The organism is Streptomyces sp. NPDC055400 (assembly GCF_053644375.1).
Window position 1 is genome coordinate 482,952 of sequence record NZ_JBSHLM010000006.1, and the last position, 25,690, is coordinate 508,641.

The following is a 25,690-nucleotide window of genomic DNA, read 5'->3' on the forward strand; positions in this document are numbered from 1 at the left end:
TTGTCTCGTTCCCCGGCCGCGTTAACCAGCGATTTACCTGGCGATGTGCGCCGGGGCATTGACAACTTATTCAGATACAGAGAACTCTGCATGACGATATGCAGCCCGGGCAAGGGGACTCCTCATGATCCAGTTCGATACGGTCCACAAACGCTTCCCGAACGGCACGACGGCAGTGCACGACCTGACGCTCGACATGCCGGAAGGGGGCGTGACCGTCTTCGTCGGGTCTTCCGGTTGCGGCAAGACGACCAGTCTGCGGATGATCAACCGGATGGTCGACCCGACCTCCGGCACGATCCGCGTCGGCGGCCGTGACGTACTGGAGCAGGACGCGGCCGAGCTGCGCCGCTCCATCGGGTACGTCATCCAGCAGTCCGGCCTCTTCCCGCACCGCACCGTCCTCGACAACATCGCGACGGTGCCGCTCCTGCTCGGCTGGGGCCGGCGCAAGGCGCGGGCGAGGGCGGCCGAGCTCCTGGAGACCGTCGGCCTCACCACCGAGGCCGGCAAGCGCTACCCGCACCAGCTCTCCGGCGGCCAGCAGCAGCGTGTCGGCGTGGCCCGCGCGCTCGCCGCCGACCCGCCGGTGCTGCTCATGGACGAGCCGTTCGGCGCGGTCGACCCGGTCGTGCGCACGCAGCTCCAGGACGAGCTCCTGCGCCTCCAGCAGGAGCTGAACAAGACCATCGTCTTCGTCACGCACGACATCGACGAGGCCGTACGGCTCGGCGACCGGATAGCCGTCTTCCGCACGGGCGGTCACCTCGTCCAGTGCGCGCCGCCCGCCGAGCTGCTCGCCCGCCCCGCGGACGACTTCGTCGCCGACTTCCTGGGCGCCGAGCGCGGCCTGAAGCTGCTGTCCCTGACCACGCTCGCGGACGTCGGCCAGGGGCCGGCCCCCGAGGGCACCGGCTGGGAACTGGTCCTCGACGCGGCCCGCAAGCCGCTGCTGTGGCGCGACGAGGGCACCTCCGCCGAGGTGCCGGTGCGCCCGCTGCGGGACACGGACTCGCTCCTGTCGGCGCTGAACGAGTCGATCGCGGCGCCCGGCGGCCTCGTGGCCCGGGTCGACGCGGACGGTGTCCTGACCGGCGTCACGTCCCGCGACGAGATCCACGACCGCGCGGGCCTCGCCCACATAGCCGCCGGTGCGGTGAGTGCCTCATGACCATCGACTGGTCCTGGATATCGGAGCACACCTCCGACCTCACCACGCTCACGCTCTCGCACCTCCAGGCAGCGCTCTTCGCCGTCCTGCTGGGCCTGGTCATCTCGCTGCCGCTGGCCGTCGTCGCCCATCGCGTCAAGCCGCTGCGCGGCTTCCTGCTCGGGTTCTCGAACGTCCTGTTCACGATCCCGTCGATCGCGGTGTTCGTCCTGCTGCTCCCGGTCTCCGGCCTCACCCGCACCACCACGGTCATCGGCCTGACGATCTACACGCTCGTGGTGCTCCTGCGGAACACCGTCGAGGGCCTCGACTCGGTGCCGGCGAAGACCAAGGAGGCCGCGAAGGCCATGGGGACGCGCCCGCTGCGCACCCTGCTCACCGTCGAACTACCCCTCGCCCTGCCGGTGATCATGGCCGGGGTGCGGATCGCGACCGTCATGGCGATCTCCCTGGTCTCCGTGGCGACGTACATCGGCGACGGCGGGCTCGGCCAGCTGTTCACCGACGGGTTCCAGCGCAACTTCCCGACCCCGGTCATCGCCGGCGTCGTGCTGACCCTGCTCCTCGCGCTCGCCGCGGACGCGGTCCTCGTCGCCGTGCAGTACGTGCTGACCCCCTGGACCCGCCGCCGGAGGAGTGCCTGAGATGTACGAACTCTTCAAGAACCTCGGCGCGTGGCTGGTCGACGGCGACCAGTGGGCGGGCTCCGACGGCATCGGGCACCGCCTCGCCGAGCACCTCCAGTACTCGCTGCTCGCCACGCTCATCGCGGCCGTCATCGCGCTGCCGCTCGGCCTGCTCATCGGCCACACCGGGCGCGGCGCGTTCCTCGCGATCAACCTGTCCAGCTTCGGCCGCGCGCTGCCGACCGTCGGCCTGGTCGTCCTCGTCTTCCTGGCGAGCGGCCTGTCCATGTGGCCGGTCTACATCGCGCTCGTGGCCCTCGCGGTCCCGTCGATCGTCACCAACACGTACGCGGGCATGAGCGCCGTCGACCCGGAGGTCAAGGACGCGGCGCGCGGCCAGGGCATGCGCGGCCACCAGGTCCTGTTCCAGGTGGAGCTGCCGCTCGCGATGCCGCTGATCATGACCGGCCTGCGGCTCGCCCTGATCCAGGTCGTCGCGACGGCGACCATCGCCGCGTACGTCTCCTTCGGCGGTCTCGGCCGCTACGTCTTCGACGGGCTCGCCCAGCGCGACCTCGTGCAGGTGCTCGGCGGTGCCGTCCTCGTGGCGGTCGTCGCCGTCGTACTCGACCTCGCGCTCTCGGCACTGCAGCGCGCCCTCTTCCGCCACCGCCCCGCCAAGTCGGCCTAGGAGCACGCAAGATGAACCGCAGGACTGTCATCGGCGGCCTGTTCGCCGCAGCCTCCGTCCCCGCGCTCGCCGCGTGCAGCGGCGGCATCACCTCTCTCGACGGCCAGGGCTCGGGCGGCGGGGGCGGCGGCTCCAGCAAGAACGGCGTCACCATCGGCACCGCCAACTTCACCGAGAACCAGGTGCTCGGCTACCTGTACGCGGCAGCGCTCGAAGCGGCCGGTGTGAAGACGAAGGTCCGCCCCAACCTCGGCACCCGCGAGATCCTCATCCCCGCCCTCAAGGGCGGCGACATCGACCTGCTCCCCGAGTACCAGGGCGCCCTCCTGCACTACCTCGACCCGAAGTCGACGGCCACCGAGGAGGGCGAGATGCAGAACGCCCTCGCCGTCGTCCTGCCCAAGGGCCTGCAGATCCTGCCCTACGGCCTGGCGGAGGACTCCGACGCGTTCGTCGTCACCGCCGAGACGGCGAAGAAGTACAAGCTGACCTCGCTCGCCGACCTGGCGAAGCACAACGGCAAGCTCGTCATCGGCGCCGCACCCGAGGTGAAGAAGCGCCAGGTGGGCGCGGTCGGCCTGAAGGACGTGTACGGCGTCGAGTTCAAGGAGTTCAAGTCCCTCGACTCGTCGGGGCCGCTGGTCAAGGGCGCCCTGAAGAAGGGCGACGTCGACGTGGCGAACCTCTTCACCACCGACACGGACATCGTCGACAACCACTGGGTCGTCCTCACCGACCCCAAGAATCTCGTCCCCGGCCAGCACGTCGTCCCGCTCGTCGCCGACCGCAAGGCCGACTCGACGGTCCGCAAGGCGCTCGCGCGCCTGGGCAACGTACTGACGACGGAGCAGCTCACCGAGCTCAACCGGCAGGTGGACAAGGACAAGAAGGATCCCGAGGACGTCGCCAACGCGTACGCGCGTCAGCACGGGATCAGCAAGGGCTGAAGGAGAGTCGGATCATGGCCGAAGCACTCGTGGAGCGGCGCTCCATCGACGTAGTCCCCGACGAGGAACGTCACGGCACGGCGTTCTCGCAGTTCACGCTCTGGCTCGGCGCGAACCTCCAGATCACCGCCGTCGTGACGGGCGCGCTCGCCGTCGTCTTCGGCGGGGACGTGGTCTGGTCGCTCGTCGGTCTCGTCGTCGGCAACCTGCTGGGCGGCGCCGTCATGGCGCTGCACTCGGCGCAGGGCCCCAGGCTCGGCCTGCCCCAGATGATCCAGTCCCGCGCCCAGTTCGGCGTGCGCGGTGCGGTCGTCCCGCTGCTCCTGGTGATCCTGATGTACGTCGGGTTCTTCGCCAGCGGCAGCGTGCTCGCCGGACAGGCCGTCGGCGAGCTCACGCACACCGGCGACACCACGGGCATCGTCGTGTTCGCCCTGGTCACCGGGGCGATGGCGACGGTCGGTTACCGCGTCATCCACGCGCTCGGCCGGGTCGCCAGCGTCGTGTGCGCCGTCGCCTTCGTCTACCTCGGCATCCGGCTCCTGGACCGGGTCGACCTGTCCGCGCTGCTGCACGACGCGCACTTCGACGCGCCGATGTTCCTGCTCGCCATCTCGCTCTCCGCGTCCTGGCAGCTCGCCTTCGGCCCGTACGTCGCGGACTACTCGCGCTATCTGCCCCGCAGGACGTCGGCCAAGGCCACGTTCTGGTGGACGCTGTCGGGGTCGGCGATCGGCTCGCAGTGGTCGATGACGTTCGGCGTCCTCGTCGCGGCGACGGCGGGCGCGAAGTTCCTCGACAACCAGGTCAGCTACGTGGTCGGCCTCGGCGGCGCCGGGATCATCGCCTCGTTCCTGTACTTCGTGATCGCGCTCGGCAAGCTGACCATCAACGTGCTCAACACGTACGGCGGCTTCATGTCGATGGTGACGAGCGTCAGCGGCTTCCGCGGCCAGAAGGTCCTCTCGCAGCGCGCCAGGGCCGTGTACATCGCACTGATCATGATCGCGGGCACGGCGGTCGCGCTCATCGGCAAGGACAGCTTCCTGTCGTCCTTCAAGGACTTCCTGCTGTTCCTGCTGACGTTCTTCACGCCCTGGTCGGCGATCAACCTGGTCGACTACTACCTGATCTCCAAGGAGCGGTACGACATCCCGGCCCTCTCCGACCCGCACGGGCGCTACGGGGCCTGGCGCTGGGACGCGCTCACCGTCTACGCGGTCGGGCTCCTCGCGCAGCTCCCGTTCCTCGCCACGCACTTCTACACGGGCCCCCTCGTCGAGCCGCTCGGCGGCGCCGACGTCTCCTGGATCGTGGGCCTCGTGGTGCCGGCCGTCCTGTACTGGGCCGTGGCCCGGCGCAATACGGCGCACATCCCCGAGCGGACGCTGCGGGAGCCGGTGGCGGCGGAGTAGGGCCCGGCCCAGGGACAAGAGGGGGGCTAGCCCCACTGTCACGGCGGGATTCGGTCCGTACCGTAGGCCGGTATGGAAGCCCGTGACGCCGAACTCAAGAAGGAACTCGACGCCACCCTGCACGCGCGCAGGGAACTCGGCGAAGAGTACGAGTCCGCGCTCGTCGACTCGTTCCTGGACAAGGTCGAGCAGCGCCTCGACGGTGCCGTGGACCGCCGTGTGCGGCGGCAGCTGGCGGAGCAGCAGATGGTCGTCGCCCGCGGCGCGCGCTCCCCGCGCGGCGACAGCGACAGCTGGGGCGAGCGCTTCGGCTTCGGCGTCGTCTCCCTGGTCCTCGCCATCCCGCTGTCCGCGATCGCCGTCGTCAACGCCGATCTCCCCGGCCTGCTGATCGCCTGGACGGGCATCGTCGGCGTGAACGCGCTGCACGCGGTGCGGTGGATGCCGAGGTTCGGGGCGACGCGCAAGCAGCGCGAGACGTCGGACTGGGAGGACTGAGCCCCGCTGCCGCCGCCTGGGAGCGCCGCGCCCGGCGGGGCGCGGCGCCGTCCCTGGGCGGCGGGAGGCTCAGACCTCGAGTTCGACCTCGATCTTCTTCAGCTGGTGGCGTGCCATCGCCAGATTGGCGCGGCTCTTGTCGAGGACCAGGTAGAGGAAGAGGCCGTTTCCTGAGCGCCCCGACAGCAGGCGGATCAGGTGGTACTGGGTGCCGAGCGTGATCAGGATGTCCTCGATCTCGTCCTTGAGGCCGAGGTGCTCCATGGTGCGGAGTTTGGCGCGTACGACGTCGGTGTTGCCGGCGGCGGCCACTTCGAGGTCGAAGTCCTTGGTGCCGCCGATGGTGCCGAGCGCCATGCCGCTCGTGTAGTCGACGAGCGCGGCGGCGGCGGCGCCTTCGATCGAGGTGACGGCGTCCTTGAGGGCGGCTTCGGTGTTGGCCATGGTCGGTCCTTTCGGGGGATCGCGTGTGCGGTGGTTTCGTTCAGGAAGCGGACTGGGGCGGTACGGGGCGGGTGGGCAGCCGCTGTTGCCGGGTCGACGGCCGGGGCTGGCGCCGGTCGGGCGTGGGCGGTTCGACGGGTGTCAGGACGTCCGCCACGAGTTCGCCGATACGCGCCCCGCTGCGGCGGCCCTCCAGGTGCAGGCGGCCGACGCTGACCTGGTCATCCGCGAGCAGCGTCAGGACCGCGGACGGGCCGGCCGCGTAGGTGGCCACATAGCCGTGTGTGCCGCGCACGAGGAGTTCGCGGAGATCACCGCGCCCCGTCGCGTCGGCCATGCGCAGGGCCACACCGAGCGAGGCGGCGGTGAGCGCGGCGATGCCCTCGGCCTCCACGCCCGGGGTGTCGTGGGCGAGGACGAGCCCGTCGACACCTGCCGCGAGCGCACCCGTGAGGCGGGGCACGCGGGCTCTCAACCGGTGCAGTTCTTCGAGGACTTCGGCCTCGGCCGTCATCAGCTGTCTCCTCTCGGCACGCTGGCGGAGCGCGCGTCTCACAGGGCCTCCAGCGCGTCTCTGAGGCGGCGTAACAGGGCGACATCGGGGTCGGTCGACGCCGCGCCCGCCCAGGCGGGCGCGGCCGGGGGCGGCAGCGGACGCGGTGCCGCAGCCCGTACGAGGCCGGCGGCGGCGAGCCTGCGCAGATCCACCAGGGTGTGGAAGGCGGGCCTGCCGAGGACGTGGGAGATGTCGGCCGCGGTGCGCGCCCCGTCGACCAGGGCGAGCACGGCGCGCTGGCGCGGCGGGACCGCGGGGCTGTGGCCGCCGCCCCGTTCGAGGAGTGCGGTGTCGGCGGCGGCGTCGGGCCAGATGCCGTGCAGCAGCTCGCGCCGGCGCAGCGTCTCGGCCTCCACGGACGCGACGGAGACAGGGTGGACGGTGCCGAACCAGTGGGCGGCGCCGTAGCGGAAGCGGGCCGGGGCGCCGCTGGGCGCGAGTGCGAAGAACGCGGCGTCGTAGAGGGCGCCCAGGTGGCACAGTTCGAGCGCGCCGTCGGTGAGCCGGCCGCTCTCCACGAGGTACCGGCCGACCCGCTGCCGTGTCCCGGCCGCGTCGACGGCCTCCCACCAGCCGTCGGGGTGCAGGGCGCCGCCGGTGGTGAGCAGGACGTCGATGCCCGGCGTCGCGGGGCTCTCGGCGTGCACGACCTGTCCGTCGGCGAGGTAGAGCGTGCCGCGGTCGCGCAGCAGGGCGCCGGTGGCCCGTTCCTCGGCGAGGCGGCGCAGCATGGGGGAGACTCCGGCCGGTGTCGTGGTGCGGCCCTCGGCCCTGGCCGCCGCCGTCGTGGTCACCCGAGCACCAGCCGGTCCGCCATCTCGCCGAGCCGGATGCGGGACAGCGCCAGGTTGCCCTGTTCCCGGTCGAGCCAGAGATGGAGGAAGACGCTGCTGTCGAACGTGGTCCGCACGAAGCGCAGTACGTGATAGCCGTCCCGGCTGGTGACGATGACGTCCTCGACCGGCAGCTCGCCGGCGGACCAGTCGGCGCCGTCTGCGGGTGCGAAGGCACGGTGCTCGGCCGTCATCCGGGCCAGCTCGGCGGCCTCCGCGGCGGTCGCCTCGTGGTCCCCGTTCGGCGAGTCCCCGACGGTGCCGAGGGCGAGTCCGCTGGTCCAGTCGACCACGGAGGCACCCCGCGCACCGGGCAGCCGCATGGCTTCCAGCAGGCACTCGTCGATTCCGGGCACACCGGACTCCTCCCGTACGTGACGTTCGGCCGTGTGCACGACGCTACGCAACGTACGGAGGCCAGGTGAGGGTTCTGGCATTTTCCAGTGGAACATGCAGGGAGCGACTAAAATCCGCCAACCGGCCTGATAACCGCGGGAGTCGAGGCGCCGCCCTACTCGGAGGAAGCCTCTCCGCATGGCCCTCTCGGAGCCCCCTCGGAGCCCCGTCAGGGCCCCGGCAGCGCCTCCGGAGCGTTGCCCGCCGGACCTCCTGAAGACCTCTGTGGCCAGGCAATCACCTATGTCCGGCGCGGCGGCGCGGCAACCGGCCGATGAGATGTATTGACTAGCTCTATTCAGAACGCCAGGATGTGAATAACTACGGCAACAGTTTCTAGGAGGCAGCCATGTCAGGACCCCGCCCCGTACGAGCCCCGCGCGGCACGGAACTGAACACCCTGGGATGGCAGCAGGAGGGCGCCCTCCGGATGCTCATGAACAACCTCGACGCGGAGGTCGCCGAGTACCCCGACAAGCTGGTGGTCTACGGGGGCACCGGCAAGGCGGCCCGGTCCTGGGAGGCGTACGACGCGATCGTGCGCACGCTCAAGACGCTGAAGTCGGACGAGACCCTCCTCGTGCAGTCCGGCAAGCCGGTCGGTGTCATGCGCACCAGCGAGTGGGCGCCGCGTGTGCTGCTCGCCAACTCCAACCTCGTGGGCGACTGGGCCAACTGGGAGGAGTTCCGCAAGCTGGAGGCCGAGGGCCTCACCATGTACGGCCAGATGACGGCCGGTTCGTGGATCTACATCGGCTCGCAGGGCATCGTCCAGGGCACGTACGAGACCTTCGGCGCGGTCGCCCGCAAGAAGTTCAACGGCACTCTCGCCGGCACGATCACCCTCACCGCCGGCGTCGGTGGCATGGGCGGCGCCCAGCCCCTCGCCGTGACGATGAACGAGGGCGTCGCGATCTGCGTCGACGTCGACGAGACCCGCATCGACCGCCGCATCGGCACCCGCTACCTGGACGTCAAGGCCGACAACCTGGACCACGCCCTGGAGCTCGCGGTCCAGGCCCGCGACGAGCGCCGCGGCCTGTCCATCGGCGTCGTCGGCAACGCCGCCGAGATCTTCCCGGAGCTGCTGCGCCGCGAGGCCCCGATCGACATCGTCACCGACCAGACCTCCGCCCACGACCCGCTGGCCTACCTGCCCGTCGGCATCTCGGTCGAGGACTGGGACAAGGAGCGCGAGGCCGACCCGGCCGGCTTCACCGACAGGGCGCGCCACTCGATGCGCCTCCACGTCGAGGCCATGCTCGGCTTCCTCGACAAGGGCGCCGAGGTCTTCGACTACGGCAACTCCATCCGCGACGAGGCCCGCAAGGCCGGCTGCGAGCGCGCCTTCGACTTCCCCGGCTTCGTCCCGGCCCACATCCGCCCGCTGTTCGAGGAGGGCCTCGGCCCGTTCCGCTGGGCCGCCCTGTCCGGCGACCCGGAGGACATCGCCAAGACGGACAAGGCGATCAAGGAGCTGTTCCCGGAGAACAAGCACCTGCACCGCTGGATCGACATGGCCGGCGAGCGGATCGCCTTCGAGGGTCTCCCGGCGCGTATCTGCTGGCTCGGCTACGGCGAACGCCACCTGGCCGGCCTGAAGTTCAACGAGATGGTCGCCTCCGGCGAGCTCTCCGCCCCCGTCGCCATCGGCCGCGACCACCTCGACTCCGGCTCGGTCGCCTCCCCGTACCGCGAGACCGAGGCGATGAAGGACGGCTCCGACGCCATCGCCGACTGGCCGCTGCTCAACGCCCTGGTCAACACCGCCTCCGGCGCCTCCTGGGTCTCCATCCACCACGGCGGCGGCGTCGGCATGGGCCGCTCCATCCACGCCGGCCAGGTGTGCGTCGCCGACGGCACCGAGCTGGCCGCGCAGAAGATCGAGCGCGTCCTCACCAACGACCCCGGCATGGGCGTCATCCGTCACGTCGACGCGGGCTACGAGCACGCGGCCGACGTCGCGGCCGAGCGCGGGGTGCGGGTGCCGATGCGCGAGGGTGACGACGCGTGACGAGTCCTTCCTTCGGCGAGATGTGGCGCGACCTCGCGCCCATCGGCCGCAACGACGAGAGCGGCGGCTACCGCCGCTACGCCTGGACCGGCGCGGACGCCGACTGCCGCGCGTGGTTCAAGGCGCAGGCCGAGTCCCGAGGCCTGACCTACGAGCTCGACCGCAACGGAAACCAGTGGGCCTGGCTCGGTGACCCGGCCGCCGGGGACGCCGTCGTCACCGGCTCCCACCTGGACTCCGTACCGGACGGTGGCGCGTTCGACGGGCCTCTCGGGGTCGTGTCGTCCTTCGCCGCCCTCGACGAACTCCGCCGCAGGGGAGCGGAGTTCACCCGCCCCCTCGCCCTCACCAACTTCGGTGACGAGGAGGGGGCCCGGTTCGGCCTGGCCTGCGTCGGCTCCCGCCTCGCGGCGGGCAAGCTCACGCCGGACCGTGCGGCCGAGCTGCGCGACGGCGACGGCGTCAGCCTCCCGCGCGCCATGGAGCGGGCGGGCTACGACCCGGAGGCGATCGGCCCCGACCCCGAGCGGCTCGCGCGCATCGGCGCCTTCGTCGAGCTGCACGTGGAGCAGGGCCGCGCCCTTGACCTGTCGGGCGACGCCGTGGGCATCGCGAGCGCGATCTGGCCGCACGGCCGCTGGCGCTTCGACTTCCGCGGCGAGGCCAACCACGCGGGCACCACGCGTCTCGTGGACCGCCGCGACCCGATGCTGTCGTACGCGCAGACCGTCCTCGCGGCCCGCCGCGAGGCGGAACTCGCGGGCGCGGTCGCCACGTTCGGCAAGATCTCCGTCGAGCCGAACGGCGTCAACGCCATCCCGTCCCTGGTCCGCGGCTGGCTCGACTCCCGCGCCGCCGACCAGCAGACCCTCGACACGGTCGTCACGGCCGTCGAGAAGGCGGCCCGCGAGTACGCCGACGCGCACGGCATCGACCTGGAGACCGTGCGCGAGTCGTTCACGCCCGTCGTCGAGTTCGACCACGCGCTGCGCGACGAGCTCGGTCGCATCCTCGGCACCGACGACAAGCTCACCGTCCCCGTGCTCGGCACCGGCGCGGGACACGACGCCGGAATCCTCGCGGACTCCGTGCCGACCGCCATGCTGTTCGTGCGCAACCCCACGGGCGTCTCGCACTCCCCGGCCGAACACGCCGCGGAGGACGACTGCCTCGCCGGGGTGAACGCACTCGCCGACGTACTGGAGGGTTTGGCGTGCAGGTGACGTACTGGCTGGAACATGCCTGGCTCGACCCGGAGGTCGAGCCGGGCGTGGTCGTCGAGGTGTCGCAGGACGGCCGCATCGCGGACGTGCGCACCGGCGCCGACACCCCGCCCCCCGGCGCGACCGTGCTGCGCGGCCTGACCGTCCCCGGCCTGGCCAACGCCCACAGCCACGCCTTCCACCGCGCCCTGCGCTCCACCGTCCAGGTGGGCTCGGGCACGTTCTGGACGTGGCGCGAGGTCATGTACTCGGTCGCCGACCGGCTGACTCCGGACACGTATCACGCGCTCGCCAGGGCGGTGTACGCGGAGATGGCGCTCGCCGGGATCACCACCGTCGGCGAGTTCCACTATCTGCACCACGCGCCGGGCGGTACCCCGTACGACGACCCCAACGCGATGGGCGAGGCCCTGATCGCGGCCGCCGCAGAGGCCGGCATCCGCATCACGCTCCTCGACACCGCGTATGTCTCGTCGGGCTTCGGAAAGGAGCCGGACCGCCACCAGCTCCGCTTCTCCGACGGCACCACCGAGGCGTGGGCCGAGCGGGCCACGCTCCTCAAGGACCGCGACCACGCGCGCATCGGCGCGGCGATCCACTCCGTGCGGGCCGTCCCCGCGGACCAGCTCGGCACGGTCGCCGAGTGGGCGGGCACGCGCGGTGCGCCCCTGCACGTCCACCTCTCCGAGCAGACCGCGGAGAACGAGGCGTGCCTGGCCGCGCACGACTGCACGCCGACCCGGCTCCTCGCGGACCACGGCGTGCTCGGCCCGAACACCACGGGCGTCCACAACACGCATCTCACCGACGAGGACATCGCCCTGCTCGGCGGTTCCCGGACGGGCACGTGCATGTGCCCCACCACGGAACGCGACCTGGCCGACGGCATCGGTCCCGCCGTCGCCCTCCAGAAGGAGGGCTCACCGCTCTCCCTGGGCTCGGACAGCCACGCCGTCATCGACCTCTTCGAAGAGGCGCGGGCGATGGAGCTGAACGAGCGGCTGCGCACGCGCACCCGGGGCCACTGGACGGCGGCGGCCCTGCTGCGCGCCGCCACGGCCGACGGGCACGCGGCGCTCGGCTGGACCGACGCCGGACGGATCGAACGCGGGGCCCTCGCCGACCTCACGACGGTGGCCCTGGACTCCGTACGGACGGCGGGCCCGCTGCCGCGCCTCGGGGCGGAGACAGCGGTGTTCGCGGCGTCGGCCGCGGATGTCCGGCACACGGTCGTGGGGGGCCGCCAGGTGGTCCGTGACGGGCAGCACGAGCTGGTCGGGGATGTCGCGGGGGCGCTGACGGCGGCGATCGGGGCGCTGCGGGGGTAAAGCTGTTTCCTCCCCCAGCCCGCCCCTTCCCGAATGTCCTCGAACGCCGGACGGGCCGACACAACAGCCCGTTGGGGGCCCCCGGACGGAGTCTGGGGGAGTTTGAGGATTCCCCACCCACGGAGAGGAACCATGACCACCACCGTCATCACCAACATCGGCTCCCTGGTCACCAATGACCCGGCCCACGGCGACAGCCCCCTCGGGCTCATCGAGAACGCGGCGGTGGTCATCGAGGACGACCGGATCGCCTGGGTGGGGCCGCGGGCGAAGGCGCCGGCAGCCGACGCCACCCACGACGCCGAAGGCCGCGCCGTCATCCCCGGCTTCGTCGACTCGCACTCCCACCTGGTGTTCGCGGGCGACCGCACCCAGGAGTTCAACGCCCGCATGTCGGGCCGCAGTTACTCCGCCGGAGGCATCCGTACGACGGTCGCGGCCACCCGCGCCGCGACGGACGCGGAGCTGGAGGCGAACCTCACCCACTACCTCGCCGAGGCGCTGCGCCAGGGCACGACGACGTTCGAGACGAAGTCGGGCTACGGCCTGACCGTCGAGGACGAGGCGAGGGCGCTGCGCGTCGCGGCGCGGCACACCGACGAGGTCACCTACCTCGGCGCGCACATCGTGTCGCCGGACTACGCGGACGACCCGGCCGCCTACGTCGCGCTCGTCACCGGCGAGATGCTGGACGCCTGCGCCCCGCACGCCCGCTGGGTCGACGTCTTCTGTGAGAAGGGCGCCTTCGACGGCGACCAGGCGCGCGCGATCCTCAACGCCGGCAAGGCCCGCGGCCTGCACCCCCGCGTCCACGCGAACCAGCTCAGCTACGGGCCCGGGGTCCAGCTCGCCGTCGAGCTCGACGCGGCGAGCGCCGACCACTGCACGCACCTCACGGACGCGGACGTCGACGCCCTCGCCAACAGCGGGACGGTCGCCACGCTGCTGCCCGGCGCCGAGTTCTCGACGCGCGCCGAGTGGCCCGACGCCCGTCGTCTCCTGGACGCGGGCGCGACCGTGGCGCTGTCCACGGACTGCAACCCGGGCTCGTCCTTCACGTCCTCGGTGCCGTTCTGCATCGCCCTGGCCGTACGGGACATGGGGATGACGCCGGACGAGGCGATCTGGGCCGCGACGGCGGGCGGCGCGCGGGCGCTGCGCCGCGACGACGTCGGCCGCGTGGCGCCGGGCGCGTACGCGGACCTGGCCCTGCTCGACGCGCCGAGCCATGTGCACCTGGCGTACCGGCCGGGCGTGCCGCTGGTGTCGGCCGTCTGGCGGCGCGGAGTGCGCGCCGCCTGAGCCGCGCGCGCGTCGCCTCCGTACACACACATCGCCTCCGCGCTGCATGCGCGGAGGCGATGGAGTCATGGCCGCGGCGTGAGGGCTATTCCTCCAGCGTGAGGCCCTTGCGCAGGCGCACCAGCGTGCGTGAGAGCAGCCGGGACACGTGCATCTGGGAGATGCCCAGCTCGTCACCGATCTCCGACTGCGTCATGTTGGCGACGAAGCGCAGGGAGAGGATCTTCCGGTCCCGGGAGGGCAGTTCGGCGATCAGGGGCTTTAGGGACTCGACGTACTCGATGCCCTCGAGCTCGTGGTCCTCGTACCCGATGCGGTCCGCGAGCGCGCCCTCGGAGTCGTCCTCCTCGGGCTGTGCGTCCAGGGAGCTGGCCGTGTAGGCGTTGGAGGCGGCCATGCCCTCGACGACCTCGTCGTTCGTGATGCCCAGGCGCTCGGCGAGCTCGCCCACCGTCGGTGCGCGGTCGAACTGCTGGGCGAGTTCGTCGCCCGCCTTGGCAAGGTCGAGACGAAGCTCCTGGAGCCGCCGCGGAACGCGGACCGACCAGGACGTGTCACGGAAGAAGCGCTTTATCTCGCCGACGATGGTCGGCATGGCGAACGTGGGGAACTCGACGCCACGGCTCAGCTCGAAGCGGTCGATCGCCTTGATCAGGCCGATCGTGCCGACCTGGATGATGTCCTCCATCGGCTCGCTGCGGGAGCGAAACCGGGACGCCGCGAACTTCACCAGGGCGAGATTGAGTTCAACCAGCGTGTTACGGACATACGCATACTCGTGGGTGCCCTCTTCGAGGGACTCCAGCCGCTCGAAGAGCGTTTTTGACAGGGCCCGCGCGTCCTGGGGAGCCACCTCGTCGAAAGGCGGGATCTCCGGCAGGCCGGCCAGGTTGTCGAAGGCCTCGTGTTCCGGTGGGGGTGTCGACGTCGACGCCTGGTCAGTACGCGATTCGTCGAGCCGGGGTGACATGATGTCCTCCATCGTTCTCGGCATATGGCTGCCGATGCCAATACGTGCACTGCGGTGTGCGGCGCCTCCGTAGCCGGCCGTGGTTGAAACTGTCCTTACTAGGCCTACCCGCTTTTACGCTCCGCCCGCAAGTGCGGTATGTGTGTAAATGTCCGATTCCTAGGGGTTGTTCGGGTACCGGAGGGCGTAGCAAAGGCGTAGTGTTCGAGGGCGTCATTCAACAGCCACGACGGTCGGAAGACTCGGAAGAGAGAGACGTCATGGACCGCGGGACAGTCGGCAGCGCGCATCGGGGCCGGCTTCTGGTCGAGGTGCGGGAAGAGGGCGCCAGCGCCGTCGTGACTCCGGTGGGTGAGCTGGATCACCACACCGCCGATCTATTGCGAGAACCTCTTGAGAGCTGTCTCACCACCGGATTCTCACGGCTGGTGATCGACTGCTCACGGCTTGAGTTCTGTGATTCGACCGGGCTCAATGTGCTGCTCGGCGCCCGCCTCAAGGCGGAAGCCGCCGGTGGCGGAGTCCATCTGGCCGGGATGCTGCCCGTGGTGGCCCGGGTCTTCGAGATCACCGGCGCGGAGGCCGTCTTCACCGTCCATGAGTCGCTGAGCGCGGCTCTCGAGGACTGACGGGGCGCGTACGCAGGTGAAGCACGGAAGTTACGCGTCAGTTGTCTCTACGTGATCGAGGCGTTACCAGCGTCACACCAGCCATGCCGAACAAGTGGGTGTTCTCACGGATCGGTCGGGCAGGAGACATGCTGGGTCCCACGCCGGACCTCGCCGTCACGGCGGTTCGTTTCCACACATCACACGTCAAGAGTCTCGGTGAGGTGAAGTGCTGATGGGCACCACCCGGCCTTACTCGCCGGGCGACCGCGGCCCGGAGCCGGAAGCCGCCGGCGAAACCGGTGGCACGCCAGGTCTGCCCCCCGCCGACGTCGGGCGGGCAGTCGGGCACCAGAGCCGCAGGCTGAACCTGGTCGGGGCGGCCGGCATCGTCCCCCTGGCCCGTGACTTCACCCGTGAGGCGCTGCACGCGTGGGGCTGGATGCCGGCGGACACCGCCGACCGGCGGGCCGCCGCCGAGGACGTCCTGCTCGTCGTCTCCGAGCTGGTCACCAACGCCTGCCTGCACGCCGAGGGCCCCGACGAGCTGCGCATCTCCTGCGACAGCAAGGTGCTGCGCATCGAGGTCTCCGACCGGGGGGCCGGGCAGCCCGCGCCCCGGACGCCGCACCGCGCCGGCCGGCCCGGCGGGCACGGGATGTTCATCGTGCAGCGCCTGTGCATGGACTGGGGGGTCGTCAGGACCGCAGGTGTGCCCGGCAAGACCGTGTGGGCCGAAGTCGGGGCGCCCGCCTGACGGGAGCCCTTGGGGGGCCTGGGGTTACCCCGGGTTCGTACGTCTCTTCGCACGCGCCGGATCCCGTCGGATCCGGCGCGCACTTATGTCTTCCCTCGACAAGGTCCCCGGCGTACCTTGAGCGCCCAATCTGATGTGCCGTCAGTAACTTGGCGCAACTCAGGAACTCCCGGCATGAGGGGAACTCGAGGTGTCGTACCGGACGTACCAGAAGCGAACGGCAGCGCTCGCGCTGGCCGCGGCCCTGGCCGGCTCCGGGGTGCTGATGGCCGCCCCCGCAGCCCACGCCGATGTGCAGGACGTCAACTACCAGTGCAAGACGCCGATCGGGAACAAGGGTGCGGTCTCCCCGATCGACATCAAAGGCGTGAAGAGCGGCAGCGGCTACAAGATCACCATGTCCTTCCAGAAGGGTGTCTCGTCCAGCCCGGTCGAGCTCGGCAAGGGCGCGATGAAGCCCAGCGCCGTCATCAAGCTGGGCGGCGCGGAGACCGGCTCCCTGCCGGTGTCCGGGCCGCCGAACGCGGAGGCGGTCCCCGCCAACACCCCCATCAAGATCAGTGACCTGTCGGGCACCTACACGCCGGCGAAGAGCGGCAAGGTCACCTTCACGGCGGGTGTCCTCACCATCAAGGCGCTCGGCACCACGACCACGTGCACCCCCGCGAACAGCCCGAAGCCGTCACTGACCCTGGACGTCAAGTCGGCCGGGGGCGGCGGCACTTCGGGCGGCTCGCAGAGCCCGTCCGGCGGCGAACTGCCGCAGACCGGACCCGAGGACTCCGCGATCGCGCTCGGCACCCTCGGCGGCACGGTGCTGCTCGCGGGCGCGGCGGGCGTGCTGTGGCTGACGCGGCGCAACCAGGCGGCGCGCTGACCTCGGCGGCCGTGCCCGTCCGACACCCGTACGCGATGACCTGGAGCCGCCGATGCCGTCCAGTCCCCGGGCCCGCGCCCGCCTGCGCGCTCTGTGCGGGGCCGCCGTCCTGCTGACCGCGGGCGCGGGGGTCCCGGCGGCCGCGGCCGGTACGGCGCCCGCGTGGTCGGTCGCCCCGTCGGCCGGCGGCGGCACCAGACCCGCGCAGGACGGGCGCCCCTACTTCTACGCGGAGGGGGTGCCCGGCACCGTGCTCCAGGACACGGTGGCCGTCACCAACCCCGGCGGCCGCCCCCTGACCGTAAAGCTGCGCGGCGCCGACGCCGACAACACCGGCACCGGCGCCCTCTCCCTGCGCGCGAAGTCGACCGACACGGGCGCGTGGATCACCTTCGCCCGGCGCGAGGTGAAGATCCCGGCGCGCACCCGCGCCGAGGTGCCCTTCACCGTCACCGTCCCGGCCGACGCCACACCCGGCGACCACCCCGGCGCCGTCGTGGCGAGCGCGAACGGGCGCGACACCGGGGTCAGCGTCCATCTGCGGGTCAGCGGCCCCACCCTGTCGGCGCTCACCGTCGAGCGGGTGCGGGTCACCGGAGGCCGGATCTCGTACGACCTCGTCAACCGCGGCAACACCGTCCTGACGCCGAGGCTGGCCGTGCGTGCCGACGGCGTGCTCGGCCGGGCGCTCGACCGGCGTCCGCGCACGCTGCCGGTCGAACTGCTGCCCGGCCGCCGCGTCACCCTCAGCGAGCCCTGGAAGAACGCCCCCGCCCTCGACTCGGTCCGGGTGCGGCTCACGGTCACGGCCGGGGGCGGCGCCCACGACGAGGCGACGGCGACGAAGCGGTTCGTGCCGTGGGCGGCGGTCGCGGCAACGTGCGCCGTGATCCTGGCCGCCGGGTGCGCGGCCTTCTGGCTCGTACGCCGACGGCGGCATGCGAACGGCGCGGACAGCGGGAACCACGGGAGCCAAGAGGTCCAAGAGATCCAAGGGAGTTGGTCATGAACCGCCGCCACCGCTGCGGGCCCCGGCTGTGGGCGGCAGCGCTCGTCCTGGTCACCGCGCTCGGCCTCGCCGCCGTGCCACAGCTGACCGCCTCCGCCGCCTCCGCCGCGGAAGGGCCGGCCGTCACGCTGTCCAAGTCCCAGGCGGGCACGGGCGGTTCGATCACCGTCAGCGGCTCCGGATGGCGTTCCAAGACGCTGCTCATGATGCTCATCTGCGGCCAGTCCGAACCCGGCAGGGGAGTCATCGGCGGCACGAACTCCTGCGCCAACGCCGACGGCCGCGCCGTCACCACCGGGGACAAGGGCACCTTCAGCAAGAAGCTCCCGGTCGCCGAGCCGCCCGTGCCCTGCCCGTGCGTCGTCCACGTGGCGACCGTCACCGGCGACAAGGCGCAGGCGGACGCGGTGCTCAAGGTCGCGGGCCATCCGGTCGAGGCGCTCCCCGCGCAGTCGGGCGGCGGGAAGCTGTCCGTCCTCACCGACACCCGGCTCGACGGTTCGAGCGGCGTGCTGACCTGGTTCGGCGCCCCGGCGTCGCGCACCTTCGTCTTCACCGTCGGCAACGTCGGCTCGGCCCCCCTCAAGGACCCGGTCTTCCAGGTCGGCACCTCCCACGGCGTGTTCGCCCCGCAGTGGGAGGACCAGCAGTGGCGCGGCACGATCGCCCCCGGCAGGAAGGCGCAGATCAAGCTGCCCGTCGAGCTCACCTCGGGGGCGCACGGCAACTACCTGGTCTCCCTCAAGTTCGGCGGCAAGGTCCTCGCCGAGCAGCCGTGGGGCGTGGGCCGCCCCTGGGGCGTGACGCTCTTCTGGATCCTGCTGTGCGTCGTCGTACCGGCCGCCGTGTTCCGTATCGGGATGGCCGTCGTCGACCGCGTACGGCCGCGGCGGTCCGGCGGCGCGGGCCGGCACCGGGGCGTGCTGCGCTTTCCCGAACTGGCCGCGCGCAGGCCCAGCTTCCACCCGCGCACGGCGCGACAGCCGGACGGCCCCACGGAAGCCGGCACGCGTACCACCACTACGGCCCTGCCCTGGTTCACCCCGGACACCGATCCGGGCGCACCGGCCGGTCAGCTCTCCGCACCGTCAGACAACAGCCCGACAACGAAGGGAAACACGTGAGCACCCAACGGAGAGTGAGCGCGGCCGGCGTCGCCCTGATGCTGGGCGGTGCGGGCCTGCTGCTCGCCGCCGCACCGGCACAGGCCGCCGAGGTCGCGTACAAGACCGAGTGCATCCCGCCCTCGATCTCCGGCCTGCCCCCCGTGGAGGGCACGACCAAGGTGGAGATCACGGCGCCCGCCGAGGCGAAGGTGGGGGACGAGGTGGAGGTCGTCTGGAAGACGACACAGGCCGCCTCGAACAACCCCGACGTGCTCGACCTGGACAAGGACACCGTCAAGCCGACCGGCACCGTGAAGGTGGCCGGCGCGCAGACCGCGGACCTGGCGGTGGAGGGCCCGCGCAGCAACCCGCCCATCAAGAAGAACAGCCCGATGGTGCTCTCCGACATGAAGGGCAAGATCAAGCTGACGGCGCCCGGCGAGGTGACGCTGACCCCGGACGCGTACAACATCAACGTCAGCAAGCCGATCTCGACGGACACCAAGTGCTCGCCCAAGGAGACGGTGAAGCCCGGCGCGACCATCAAGGTCAGCGGCGGGAGCGGTACAGGCGGCGCGACGACGGGCGGCCTGCCCACGGCGCTTCCGACGGGCGTGCCCACCGGCCTGCCCACCGCGCTCCCCACGGGCCTGCCGGGCGGCGGCACCGGCGGCTCCGGTTCCGGCGGCAGTGACAGCGGCGGCTCCGGCACCGGCGGCAGCGGCGGGGGAGGCAAGAGCGACTTCACCGGCAAGGAAGTCCAGATCCCCTACAAGTGCAAGACGCCCATCGGCGACAAGGACGCCACCTCACCGGTGCAGATCAACGCCAAGAAGGACGGCGGGAACTACGGCCTCACGGTCCAGTTCAAGAAGTCCGTCATGGACAGCCCGGCCGACATCCCCGCGGACTCGGTCAAGCCGTCGATGGAGGTCAAGCTGGGCGGCGCCGACAAGGGCACCGTCCCTGTGGAGGGCCCCACGAACAAGGAGCCCATCAAGTCCGGTGACCCCATCAACATCCCCGACCTGACGGGCACCTACAAGCCGGGCGCCGACGGCAAGTCGACCCTGTCGCCCGGCGTCCTCACGGTGAAGGCCCTCGGTACGACGACCACGTGCACCCCGTCGAAGACGGAGGTCTCGCTGGAGATCGACACGGCGGCCCAGCCCGGCGGCGCGGCGGGCGGCTCGGGTTCGGGCTCGGCGGGCGGCTCGGACACCTCCGGCGGCCTCGCGGAAACGGGCTCGTCGAACGACGGCATGCTGCGAGCGCTCGGCCTGGTGGCCGGGACCGTAATTCTGCTGGGCGGAGCCGTGTTCACGTTCCTGCCGCGGCGGGGCCGGGCGGGCTGAACGAAGAGCTCAGCCAACGGGCCCGGGGCGCGCACCGTCGCCCCGGGCCCTTGTCGGCTTCCCCGGGCCAGTAGCTTCTTGACCCTCACACCGTGTCAGGCGGTCAGCTCGGAGACATCATGTTCACCATCGGAGACTTCGCCCGGCACGGCCGCGTCTCGGTCCGGATGCTGCGTCACTACGACGCGACCGGCCTGCTGCGCCCGGCCCACGTCGACCCTGCGAACGGCTATCGCTACTACACCGCTGCTCAGCTCGCCCGCCTCAACCGGATCATCGCGCTCAAGGACCTCGGATTCGTCCTTCAGCAGGTGCGGGACATCGTGGACGAGAGGGTCAGTGCCGAGGAACTGCGCGGCATGCTGCGGCTGCGGCGGGCGGACCTGGAGTCCGCGATGGCTGCCGCGGGGGCACGGCTGGTCCAGGTCGAGGCGAGGCTCCGGGCGATCGAGAGTGAGGGGCACATGCCCACGAACGACGTTGTCATCAAGAGCGTCCCCGCAGTCCGGGTGGCGGAGCTGACTGCGACCGCCGCGAGTTTCGAGCCCGAGGACATCGGCCCGGTCATCGGGCCGCTCTACGACGAGCTGTTCCGGTGCCTGGGCTCGGCGGGTATCACCCCCACGGGCCCCGGAGTCGCGTACTACGAGGACGCTCCGGAGGGCGGCGGCAGGATCAGCGTGCACGCCGCCGTCCAGGTCTCCGCCCCTCTTCAGGACGGCGTCTTCCGTGTCCTCGACCTGCCGTCCCTCGACCGGGCGGCGACCATCGTGCACCGCGGTTCGATGGACACCGTGCTCCCCACCGCCCAGACCCTGGCCCGCTGGACCGATGCCAACGGCTACCGGTCGAACGGTTACCCCCGCGAGGTCAGCCTGGAGTGTCCTGAGGACGTTGACGACTGGGTGACGGAATTGCAGGCACCGGTGGCCCGGGCCTGATCGAACGCCGAAGGGCCGCCGCACCGGATCCGGTGCGGCGGCCCTTCAGACGTACTGGCGGAGCGGAGCGACTAGTGCACGTCGCCCATGAGCTCCTTGACCTTCTTGCGGTACATGAAGACCGCGCCACCCGCGATCACCGCGAGTGCGGCCTCCAGGGCCACGACGCCCGAGCCGTTGAGGTCGGCGCCGTAGGTGGAGAGCAGACCCGTCACCGCGTCGCCCGCCGTCACCGCGAGGAACCAGACACCCATCATCTGGGAGCCGTACTTCGCCGGGGCCATCTTGGTGGTCACCGAGAGGCCGACCGGGGAGAGGGTCAGCTCGCCGACCGTCTGGACGAAGTAGATCAGGACGAGCCACCAGGGGCTGACCTTGCCGTCGCCCGCGGCCGTCAGCGGCAGCAGGAAGACGAAGAAGGAGATACCGATGAGGGCCAGACCCAGCGAGAACTTGGTGACCGTGCTCGGCTCCTTGCCCTTGCGGGCCAGCGCCAGCCAGATCATGGCGGCGACCGGGGCCAGCGCCATGATGATCACCGGGTTCACGGACTGGAACCAGGAGACCGGGAAGTCCCAGCCGAAGACGCTCGTGTTGGCGTGGCTGTCGGCGAAGATCGACAGGGTCGAGCCGCCCTGGTCGTAGATCATCCAGAAGACGGCGGCGGCGACGAAGAACCAGATGTAGCCGGAGACCTTCGACTGCTCGGCGTTCGTCAGTTCCTTGTCGCGCTTGATGCGGCCGAGGACCACGATCGGGACGATCAGGCCGATCAGCATGAGCGGGACCATCACCCAGTTCAAGGTGTAGGTGCCGGTGCCCACGACGATGCCGTAGAAGACGACCGCGATGAGCAGCCAGATCATCGACTTCTTCAGCGTGGCGGCACGCTCGGCGGCGTCCAGCGGCTTCGGGACGACCGACGACTTCTCCGACAGGTGACGCGTGCCGAGCAGGAACTGGCCGAGGCCGATCGCCATGCCGACCGCGGCGAGCGCGAAGCCGACGTGCCAGTTCACGTTCTGGCCGACGGTGCCGATGACCAGCGGCGCGGCGAACGCGCCGAGGTTGATGCCCATGTAGAAGACGGTGAAGCCGCCGTCACGGCGCGGGTCGTCCGGGCCGTCGTAGAGGTGGCCGACCATCGTCGAGATGTTGGACTTCAGCAGACCCGAACCGACGGCCACGAAGAGCAGACCGACGTAGAAGATGCCGTTCGACGGGACGGCCAGCAGCAGGTGACCGAGCATGATCACCGCACCGGCGATCGCGGTCGTCTTGCGGGGTCCCCACACACGGTCGCCGAACCAGCCGCCGGGCATGGCGAGCAGGTACACCGTCGAGACGTAGACGGAGTAGATGGCGATCGCGGTGCCGGCGTCGAGGCCGAGCCCCTCGGGGGCCACCAGGTAAAGCGGAAGCAGGGCGCGCATGCCGTAGTAGGAGAAACGCTCCCACATCTCGGTCATGAACAGAGTGGCCAGACCGCGAGGGTGGCCGAAGAAGGTCTTACCGCCGGAGGGTGCTCCGGTGGATTCCTTCGTCAGGCTGGTCGCCATGGAAGTTCCTTGCTGGTACGGGTCGCGGGTCGTGGGTGACCGCGCGGCCAGTGAGGGGGGTGGCCGGCACCGGGACCTACCGTCCTCCTCCCCACGCCCACAGGGGATCGCCTCCGCGTACGAAGACGCTTACGGAGACCAGGTACGGCTGTCCCGGGATCCACGCCCCGTACGCGACTTCGCGTCCGGGGCCCGGCCCACAGGTCATTCCTTCAACGCTGGCGGTGACCAGCGCACACATGAAAGAGACCCTTGCAGCGCAGTACGCTCAAAGGCCTTCTTTAGTGCATCAGGCGTTCAGTCACCATACGACACGACAGTGCGGCATATGGAAGGACTTGAGAGATGGATCACAGGTCCTGACGGAACCGTTCGCGCGGATTCGAAGGCGTCCCCCAGGATCTCATCCCACAGCCGCAGGCCCGCCCGGCCAGGTCACGGCCCTGCCGGATCACCTCCCGGCCGCCGTGCCGCGCGGACTACCATCACTGCATGACCCGTGTACTGCTCGCCGAGGACGACGCGTCCATCTCGGAGCCACTGGCCCGCGCCCTGCGCAGGGAGGGTTACGAGGTCGAAGTGCGTGAGGACGGCCCGACCGCGCTCGACGCGGGACTTCAGGGCAGCATCGACCTCGTCGTACTCGACCTGGGGCTGCCCGGCATGGACGGCCTGGAGGTCGCCCGGCGGATGCGCGCCGAGGGGCACACGGTGCCCGTCCTCATCCTGACCGCCCGCGCCGACGAGGTGGACACCGTCGTCGGCCTGGACGCCGGCGCCGACGACTACGTCACCAAGCCGTTCCGCCTCGCCGAACTGCTCGCCCGCGTACGGGCCCTGCTGCGGCGCGGCGCCGCCGAGCCCCAGCAGCCGCCCGCCACGCACGGGGTGCGCATCGACGTCGAGTCGCACCGCGCGTGGATGGGCGACGAGGAACTCCAGCTCACCGCCAAGGAGTTCGACCTGCTGCGGGTCCTGGTGCGCGACGCCGGCCGGGTCGTCACCCGCGACCAGCTGATGCGCGAGGTCTGGGACACCACGTGGTGGTCGTCGACGAAGACCCTCGACATGCACATCTCCTGGCTGCGCAAGAAGCTCGGCGACGACGCCGCCAACCCGCGCTACATCGCCACGGTGCGCGGCGTCGGCTTCCGTTTCGAGAAGAGCTGACGTACTGGTACAGCTATGCGCCGCCGTCTGATCAACTCCACGCTCGCCGTCGTGCTCGTCGTGATCGCTGTCTTCGGGGTCTCGCTCGTCATCGTCGAGACCCGCACGATCACCAACAGCGCCCAGGAGCGGGTGGACTCCGAGGCGGTCCGGCTCGTCAGCATCGTCGACAGCCGGCTCCTCGGCGACGAACAGGTCAGCGGCGCGATCCTGGAGAACCAGGTCGGCCCCGACCGGTACGCCAGGATCGAGCTGCCGGGGCGCGCCCCCATCGAGATCGGTGAGCGCCCCCGAGGGGACGTCATCCAGGGCACCGCCAAGGGCGAGAAGGGGGAGACGGTCACCGTCGAGGAGCCCCGCTCCTCCGTCACCCGCGAGGTCGGCCGCACGCTGCTGATCATCGCCGGGGTGGCGCTGCTCGCCGTCATCGCCGCGGTCCTGCTCGCCGTACGCCAGGCCAACCGGCTCACGTCCCCCCTCACCGACCTCGCCTCCACCGCGGAACGCCTCGGCTCGGGCGACCCCCGCCCGCGCCACCGCCGCTACGGAGTGGCCGAGCTGGACCGGGTCGCCGACGTCCTCGACTCCAGCGCCGAGCGGATCGCCCGCATGCTGACCGCCGAGCGGCGCCTGGCCGCCGACGCCTCGCACCAGCTCCGTACGCCCCTCACGGCGCTCTCCATGCGCCTGGAGGAGATCACCGTCACCGATGACCTGGACACGGTGAAGGAGGAGGCGACGATCGCGCTCGCGCAGGTCGAGCGGCTCACGGACGTCGTGGAGCGGCTGCTGACCAACTCGCGCGACCCGCGTACGGGGTCCGCGGTCTCCTTCGATCTGGACGAGGTCATCAAGCAGCAGCTGGAGGAGTGGCGCCCCGCCTACCGCAGCGCGGGCCGCGCCATCGTCTCCTCGGGCAAGCGGCATCTGAAGGCCGTGGGCACGCCGGGCGCCGTCGCCCAGGTGCTCGCCGCGCTGATCGAGAACTCGCTCATGCACGGCGGCGGCACCGTCGCGCTGCGCACCCGCGTCACCGGCAACCAGGCCGTCGTCGAGGTCACGGACGAGGGGCCCGGGGTGCCGGGGGACCTGGGGGCGCGGATCTTCGAGCGGACCATCAGCGGCCGCAACTCGACGGGCATCGGCCTCGCGGTCGCCCGCGACCTGGCCGAGGCGGACGGGGGCCGCCTGGAGATGCTTCAGACGAACCCGCCGGTGTTCGGCCTTTTCCTGTCGCGTACGCCGCTGAAGAAGCCGGCGCCGGGTCAGGGGACGGAGACGGTTCGCTAGGGCCTGTGAGCGGCCCCGGTCAGCGGTGGGTGCGCTGGATGTCGGAGCGGCGGTCCTCGCGCCCGTCCCGCCCGTCCCGCCCGTCCCCGGTATCCAGGAACGATTCAGCGCGGGCGACGGCCTCGCGGCCGGGCATGGTCTTGAAGACCCACGTGCGGTACGACCAGAACCGGAACAGCGTCGCGATGCCGATGCCGACGAACTTGAAGACGTTGCGCTGCAGCGAGCTGTCCCAGCCGAAGCCGTAGATCGCCACGTACAGGACGCCGTTCTCGATCACCAGACCGACCGCGCTGAACGCCAGGAACAGCGAGAGCTCCCGCGTCCGGCCGCTCTTGTCGCGGTCACGGTAGGTGAAGTAGCGGAACCCCACGTAGTTGAACGCGATGGCGATGACCGTGGCGATGATGTTCGCCCGCACTGCCTGAAGGTTCGTGGTGTGCCACAGAAAGTTGGAGACGCCGAAGTTCACCAGGGTTCCGAGCGCGCCCACGGCACCGAATTTGGCGACCTCGCGGCCGAGCTGGTCGAGCCGCGCACGCCAAGTGGCAGGTCCGTTCATCTGCTCGCCCCAGCCCCCGTAGATTCCGATATATCGACCCCG

Annotated in this window: 26 protein-coding genes; 19 read left to right on the forward strand and 7 right to left on the reverse strand. The window is 70.9% G+C overall.

Annotation, left to right across the window (positions count from 1 at the left end; translation table 11 throughout):
* Positions 1-124: 124 nt before the first annotated feature.
* The 6 genes from ACWIGU_RS19170 to ACWIGU_RS19195 all read left to right on the forward strand — a co-directional run bounded on the left by ACWIGU_RS19170 (position 125) and on the right by ACWIGU_RS19195 (position 5,348).
* Positions 125-1,171, forward strand: a complete 1,047-nt coding sequence (locus ACWIGU_RS19170; protein WP_454402304.1) for an ABC transporter ATP-binding protein — start codon at positions 125-127, stop codon at positions 1,169-1,171.
* Positions 1,168-1,815 (forward strand): ABC transporter permease, encoded by a 648-nt coding sequence (locus ACWIGU_RS19175; RefSeq protein WP_454402306.1) that lies wholly within the window; start codon positions 1,168-1,170, stop codon positions 1,813-1,815. Before ACWIGU_RS19170 ends, ACWIGU_RS19175 begins: the two co-directional genes overlap by 4 nt.
* A 1-nt stretch (position 1,816) precedes the next feature.
* Positions 1,817-2,488, forward strand: coding sequence for an ABC transporter permease (locus ACWIGU_RS19180; protein ID WP_454402308.1), 672 nt, complete (start codon positions 1,817-1,819; stop codon positions 2,486-2,488).
* A gap of 11 nt (positions 2,489-2,499) precedes the next feature.
* Positions 2,500-3,435, forward strand: coding sequence for an ABC transporter substrate-binding protein (locus ACWIGU_RS19185; protein ID WP_454402310.1), 936 nt, complete (start codon positions 2,500-2,502; stop codon positions 3,433-3,435).
* A gap of 14 nt (positions 3,436-3,449) precedes the next feature.
* Positions 3,450-4,850 carry a purine-cytosine permease family protein gene (locus ACWIGU_RS19190; protein ID WP_454402312.1) on the forward strand — a complete coding sequence of 467 codons (1,401 nt, stop codon included), beginning with the start codon at positions 3,450-3,452 and terminating at the stop codon, positions 4,848-4,850.
* Between the two features lie 72 nt (positions 4,851-4,922).
* On the forward strand, positions 4,923-5,348 hold the full coding sequence (locus ACWIGU_RS19195; protein ID WP_454402314.1) for a hypothetical protein: 426 nt from the start codon (positions 4,923-4,925) through the stop codon (positions 5,346-5,348).
* 69 nt (positions 5,349-5,417) lie between these two features.
* Here the strand turns inward: ACWIGU_RS19195 and ACWIGU_RS19200 are convergent, their stop codons facing one another.
* From ACWIGU_RS19200 to ACWIGU_RS19215, 4 genes are read right to left on the reverse strand one after another with little or no spacing between them, the layout of a single operon-like run.
* A complete protein-coding gene (locus ACWIGU_RS19200; protein WP_454402316.1) occupies positions 5,418-5,792 on the reverse strand; it encodes a hypothetical protein in 375 nt (124 codons plus the stop codon).
* Between the two features lie 40 nt (positions 5,793-5,832).
* Entirely contained in the window at positions 5,833-6,306 is a 474-nt protein-coding gene (locus tag ACWIGU_RS19205) for a roadblock/LC7 domain-containing protein (RefSeq protein ID WP_454402318.1), read from the reverse strand.
* A 38-nt stretch (positions 6,307-6,344) separates the two neighbouring features.
* The gene (locus ACWIGU_RS19210) at positions 6,345-7,079 is read right to left on the reverse strand and encodes a transcriptional regulator (RefSeq protein WP_454402415.1); all 735 of its coding nucleotides are present in this window, start codon (positions 7,077-7,079) and stop codon (positions 6,345-6,347) included.
* A gap of 59 nt (positions 7,080-7,138) precedes the next feature.
* The gene (locus ACWIGU_RS19215; RefSeq protein ID WP_454402417.1) at positions 7,139-7,537 is read right to left on the reverse strand and encodes a hypothetical protein; all 399 of its coding nucleotides are present in this window, start codon (positions 7,535-7,537) and stop codon (positions 7,139-7,141) included.
* Positions 7,538-7,926: 389 nt separating this feature from the next.
* Between ACWIGU_RS19215 and hutU the strand changes: the two genes are divergently transcribed.
* The 4 genes from hutU to hutI all read left to right on the forward strand — a co-directional run bounded on the left by hutU (position 7,927) and on the right by hutI (position 13,444).
* Positions 7,927-9,591 (forward strand): urocanate hydratase, encoded by a 1,665-nt coding sequence (gene hutU / locus ACWIGU_RS19220; RefSeq protein ID WP_454402320.1) that lies wholly within the window; start codon positions 7,927-7,929, stop codon positions 9,589-9,591.
* Between the two features lie 20 nt (positions 9,592-9,611).
* Positions 9,612-10,814 carry an allantoate amidohydrolase gene (locus tag ACWIGU_RS19225; protein ID WP_454402419.1) on the forward strand — a complete coding sequence of 401 codons (1,203 nt, stop codon included), beginning with the start codon at positions 9,612-9,614 and terminating at the stop codon, positions 10,812-10,814.
* Positions 10,805-12,142 carry a formimidoylglutamate deiminase gene (locus ACWIGU_RS19230; protein ID WP_454402322.1) on the forward strand — a complete coding sequence of 446 codons (1,338 nt, stop codon included), beginning with the start codon at positions 10,805-10,807 and terminating at the stop codon, positions 12,140-12,142. The genes ACWIGU_RS19225 and ACWIGU_RS19230 overlap by 10 nt, the downstream gene beginning before the upstream one ends.
* A gap of 132 nt (positions 12,143-12,274) precedes the next feature.
* Positions 12,275-13,444, forward strand: a complete 1,170-nt coding sequence (gene hutI, locus ACWIGU_RS19235; protein ID WP_454402324.1) for an imidazolonepropionase — start codon at positions 12,275-12,277, stop codon at positions 13,442-13,444.
* Positions 13,445-13,529: 85 nt separating this feature from the next.
* On the opposite strand, the gene ACWIGU_RS19240 is transcribed toward hutI, so the two are convergent.
* Positions 13,530-14,414 (reverse strand): RNA polymerase sigma factor SigF, encoded by an 885-nt coding sequence (locus tag ACWIGU_RS19240; RefSeq protein WP_454402326.1) that lies wholly within the window; start codon positions 14,412-14,414, stop codon positions 13,530-13,532.
* Positions 14,415-14,674: 260 nt separating this feature from the next.
* Here ACWIGU_RS19240 and ACWIGU_RS19245 point away from each other — a divergent pair, with 260 nt between their 5' ends.
* From ACWIGU_RS19245 to ACWIGU_RS19275, 7 genes are all read left to right on the forward strand, one after another.
* Positions 14,675-15,043, forward strand: coding sequence for an STAS domain-containing protein (locus tag ACWIGU_RS19245; protein WP_454402328.1), 369 nt, complete (start codon positions 14,675-14,677; stop codon positions 15,041-15,043).
* A gap of 214 nt (positions 15,044-15,257) precedes the next feature.
* Positions 15,258-15,779 (forward strand): ATP-binding protein, encoded by a 522-nt coding sequence (locus tag ACWIGU_RS19250; RefSeq protein ID WP_454402330.1) that lies wholly within the window; start codon positions 15,258-15,260, stop codon positions 15,777-15,779.
* Positions 15,780-15,969: 190 nt separating this feature from the next.
* On the forward strand, positions 15,970-16,656 hold the full coding sequence (locus tag ACWIGU_RS19255; RefSeq protein ID WP_454402332.1) for an LPXTG cell wall anchor domain-containing protein: 687 nt from the start codon (positions 15,970-15,972) through the stop codon (positions 16,654-16,656).
* Positions 16,657-16,708: 52 nt separating this feature from the next.
* Entirely contained in the window at positions 16,709-17,665 is a 957-nt protein-coding gene (locus ACWIGU_RS19260) for a COG1470 family protein (RefSeq protein ID WP_454402334.1), read from the forward strand.
* A complete protein-coding gene (locus ACWIGU_RS19265) occupies positions 17,662-18,789 on the forward strand; it encodes a hypothetical protein (RefSeq protein ID WP_454402336.1) in 1,128 nt (375 codons plus the stop codon). The genes ACWIGU_RS19260 and ACWIGU_RS19265 overlap by 4 nt, the downstream gene beginning before the upstream one ends.
* Before the next feature lie 38 nt (positions 18,790-18,827).
* On the forward strand, positions 18,828-20,126 hold the full coding sequence (locus ACWIGU_RS19270) for a hypothetical protein (RefSeq protein ID WP_454402421.1): 1,299 nt from the start codon (positions 18,828-18,830) through the stop codon (positions 20,124-20,126).
* Between the two features lie 119 nt (positions 20,127-20,245).
* Positions 20,246-21,067, forward strand: coding sequence for a MerR family transcriptional regulator (locus ACWIGU_RS19275; protein WP_454402338.1), 822 nt, complete (start codon positions 20,246-20,248; stop codon positions 21,065-21,067).
* Positions 21,068-21,138: 71 nt separating this feature from the next.
* Here ACWIGU_RS19275 and ACWIGU_RS19280 read toward each other — a convergent pair whose 3' ends face one another.
* Positions 21,139-22,626 carry a peptide MFS transporter gene (locus tag ACWIGU_RS19280; protein ID WP_454402340.1) on the reverse strand — a complete coding sequence of 496 codons (1,488 nt, stop codon included), beginning with the start codon at positions 22,624-22,626 and terminating at the stop codon, positions 21,139-21,141.
* Positions 22,627-23,118: 492 nt separating this feature from the next.
* On the opposite strand from ACWIGU_RS19280, the gene ACWIGU_RS19285 reads away from it, so the two are divergent.
* Positions 23,119-23,796, forward strand: a complete 678-nt coding sequence (locus tag ACWIGU_RS19285) for a response regulator transcription factor (protein ID WP_100597941.1) — start codon at positions 23,119-23,121, stop codon at positions 23,794-23,796.
* 15 nt (positions 23,797-23,811) lie between these two features.
* Positions 23,812-25,086, forward strand: coding sequence for an ATP-binding protein (locus ACWIGU_RS19290; protein WP_454402342.1), 1,275 nt, complete (start codon positions 23,812-23,814; stop codon positions 25,084-25,086).
* Between the two features lie 19 nt (positions 25,087-25,105).
* Here ACWIGU_RS19290 and ACWIGU_RS19295 read toward each other — a convergent pair whose 3' ends face one another.
* A complete protein-coding gene (locus ACWIGU_RS19295) occupies positions 25,106-25,648 on the reverse strand; it encodes a GtrA family protein (RefSeq protein WP_454402344.1) in 543 nt (180 codons plus the stop codon).
* Positions 25,649-25,690 lie beyond the last annotated feature (42 nt).

Coding starts and splice junctions, on each gene's coding strand:
- ACWIGU_RS19240 (WP_454402326.1), bottom strand. CDS start 14,414: ATGTCACCCCGGCTCGACGAATCGCGTACTGACCAGGCGTCGACGTCG.
- ACWIGU_RS19190 (WP_454402312.1), top strand. CDS start 3,450: ATGGCCGAAGCACTCGTGGAGCGGCGCTCCATCGACGTAGTCCCCGAC.
- ACWIGU_RS19295 (WP_454402344.1), bottom strand. CDS start 25,648: ATGAACGGACCTGCCACTTGGCGTGCGCGGCTCGACCAGCTCGGCCGC.
- ACWIGU_RS19200 (WP_454402316.1), bottom strand. CDS start 5,792: ATGGCCAACACCGAAGCCGCCCTCAAGGACGCCGTCACCTCGATCGAA.
- ACWIGU_RS19245 (WP_454402328.1), top strand. CDS start 14,675: ATGGACCGCGGGACAGTCGGCAGCGCGCATCGGGGCCGGCTTCTGGTC.
- ACWIGU_RS19175 (WP_454402306.1), top strand. CDS start 1,168: ATGACCATCGACTGGTCCTGGATATCGGAGCACACCTCCGACCTCACC.
- ACWIGU_RS19285 (WP_100597941.1), top strand. CDS start 23,119: ATGACCCGTGTACTGCTCGCCGAGGACGACGCGTCCATCTCGGAGCCA.
- ACWIGU_RS19195 (WP_454402314.1), top strand. CDS start 4,923: ATGGAAGCCCGTGACGCCGAACTCAAGAAGGAACTCGACGCCACCCTG.
- hutI (WP_454402324.1), top strand. CDS start 12,275: ATGACCACCACCGTCATCACCAACATCGGCTCCCTGGTCACCAATGAC.
- ACWIGU_RS19210 (WP_454402415.1), bottom strand. CDS start 7,079: ATGCTGCGCCGCCTCGCCGAGGAACGGGCCACCGGCGCCCTGCTGCGC.
- hutU (WP_454402320.1), top strand. CDS start 7,927: ATGTCAGGACCCCGCCCCGTACGAGCCCCGCGCGGCACGGAACTGAAC.
- ACWIGU_RS19170 (WP_454402304.1), top strand. CDS start 125: ATGATCCAGTTCGATACGGTCCACAAACGCTTCCCGAACGGCACGACG.
- ACWIGU_RS19270 (WP_454402421.1), top strand. CDS start 18,828: ATGCTGGGCGGTGCGGGCCTGCTGCTCGCCGCCGCACCGGCACAGGCC.
- ACWIGU_RS19250 (WP_454402330.1), top strand. CDS start 15,258: ATGGGCACCACCCGGCCTTACTCGCCGGGCGACCGCGGCCCGGAGCCG.
- ACWIGU_RS19290 (WP_454402342.1), top strand. CDS start 23,812: ATGCGCCGCCGTCTGATCAACTCCACGCTCGCCGTCGTGCTCGTCGTG.
- ACWIGU_RS19180 (WP_454402308.1), top strand. CDS start 1,817: ATGTACGAACTCTTCAAGAACCTCGGCGCGTGGCTGGTCGACGGCGAC.
- ACWIGU_RS19280 (WP_454402340.1), bottom strand. CDS start 22,626: ATGGCGACCAGCCTGACGAAGGAATCCACCGGAGCACCCTCCGGCGGT.
- ACWIGU_RS19265 (WP_454402336.1), top strand. CDS start 17,662: ATGAACCGCCGCCACCGCTGCGGGCCCCGGCTGTGGGCGGCAGCGCTC.
- ACWIGU_RS19275 (WP_454402338.1), top strand. CDS start 20,246: ATGTTCACCATCGGAGACTTCGCCCGGCACGGCCGCGTCTCGGTCCGG.
- ACWIGU_RS19225 (WP_454402419.1), top strand. CDS start 9,612: ATGTGGCGCGACCTCGCGCCCATCGGCCGCAACGACGAGAGCGGCGGC.
- ACWIGU_RS19185 (WP_454402310.1), top strand. CDS start 2,500: ATGAACCGCAGGACTGTCATCGGCGGCCTGTTCGCCGCAGCCTCCGTC.
- ACWIGU_RS19260 (WP_454402334.1), top strand. CDS start 16,709: ATGCCGTCCAGTCCCCGGGCCCGCGCCCGCCTGCGCGCTCTGTGCGGG.
- ACWIGU_RS19205 (WP_454402318.1), bottom strand. CDS start 6,306: ATGACGGCCGAGGCCGAAGTCCTCGAAGAACTGCACCGGTTGAGAGCC.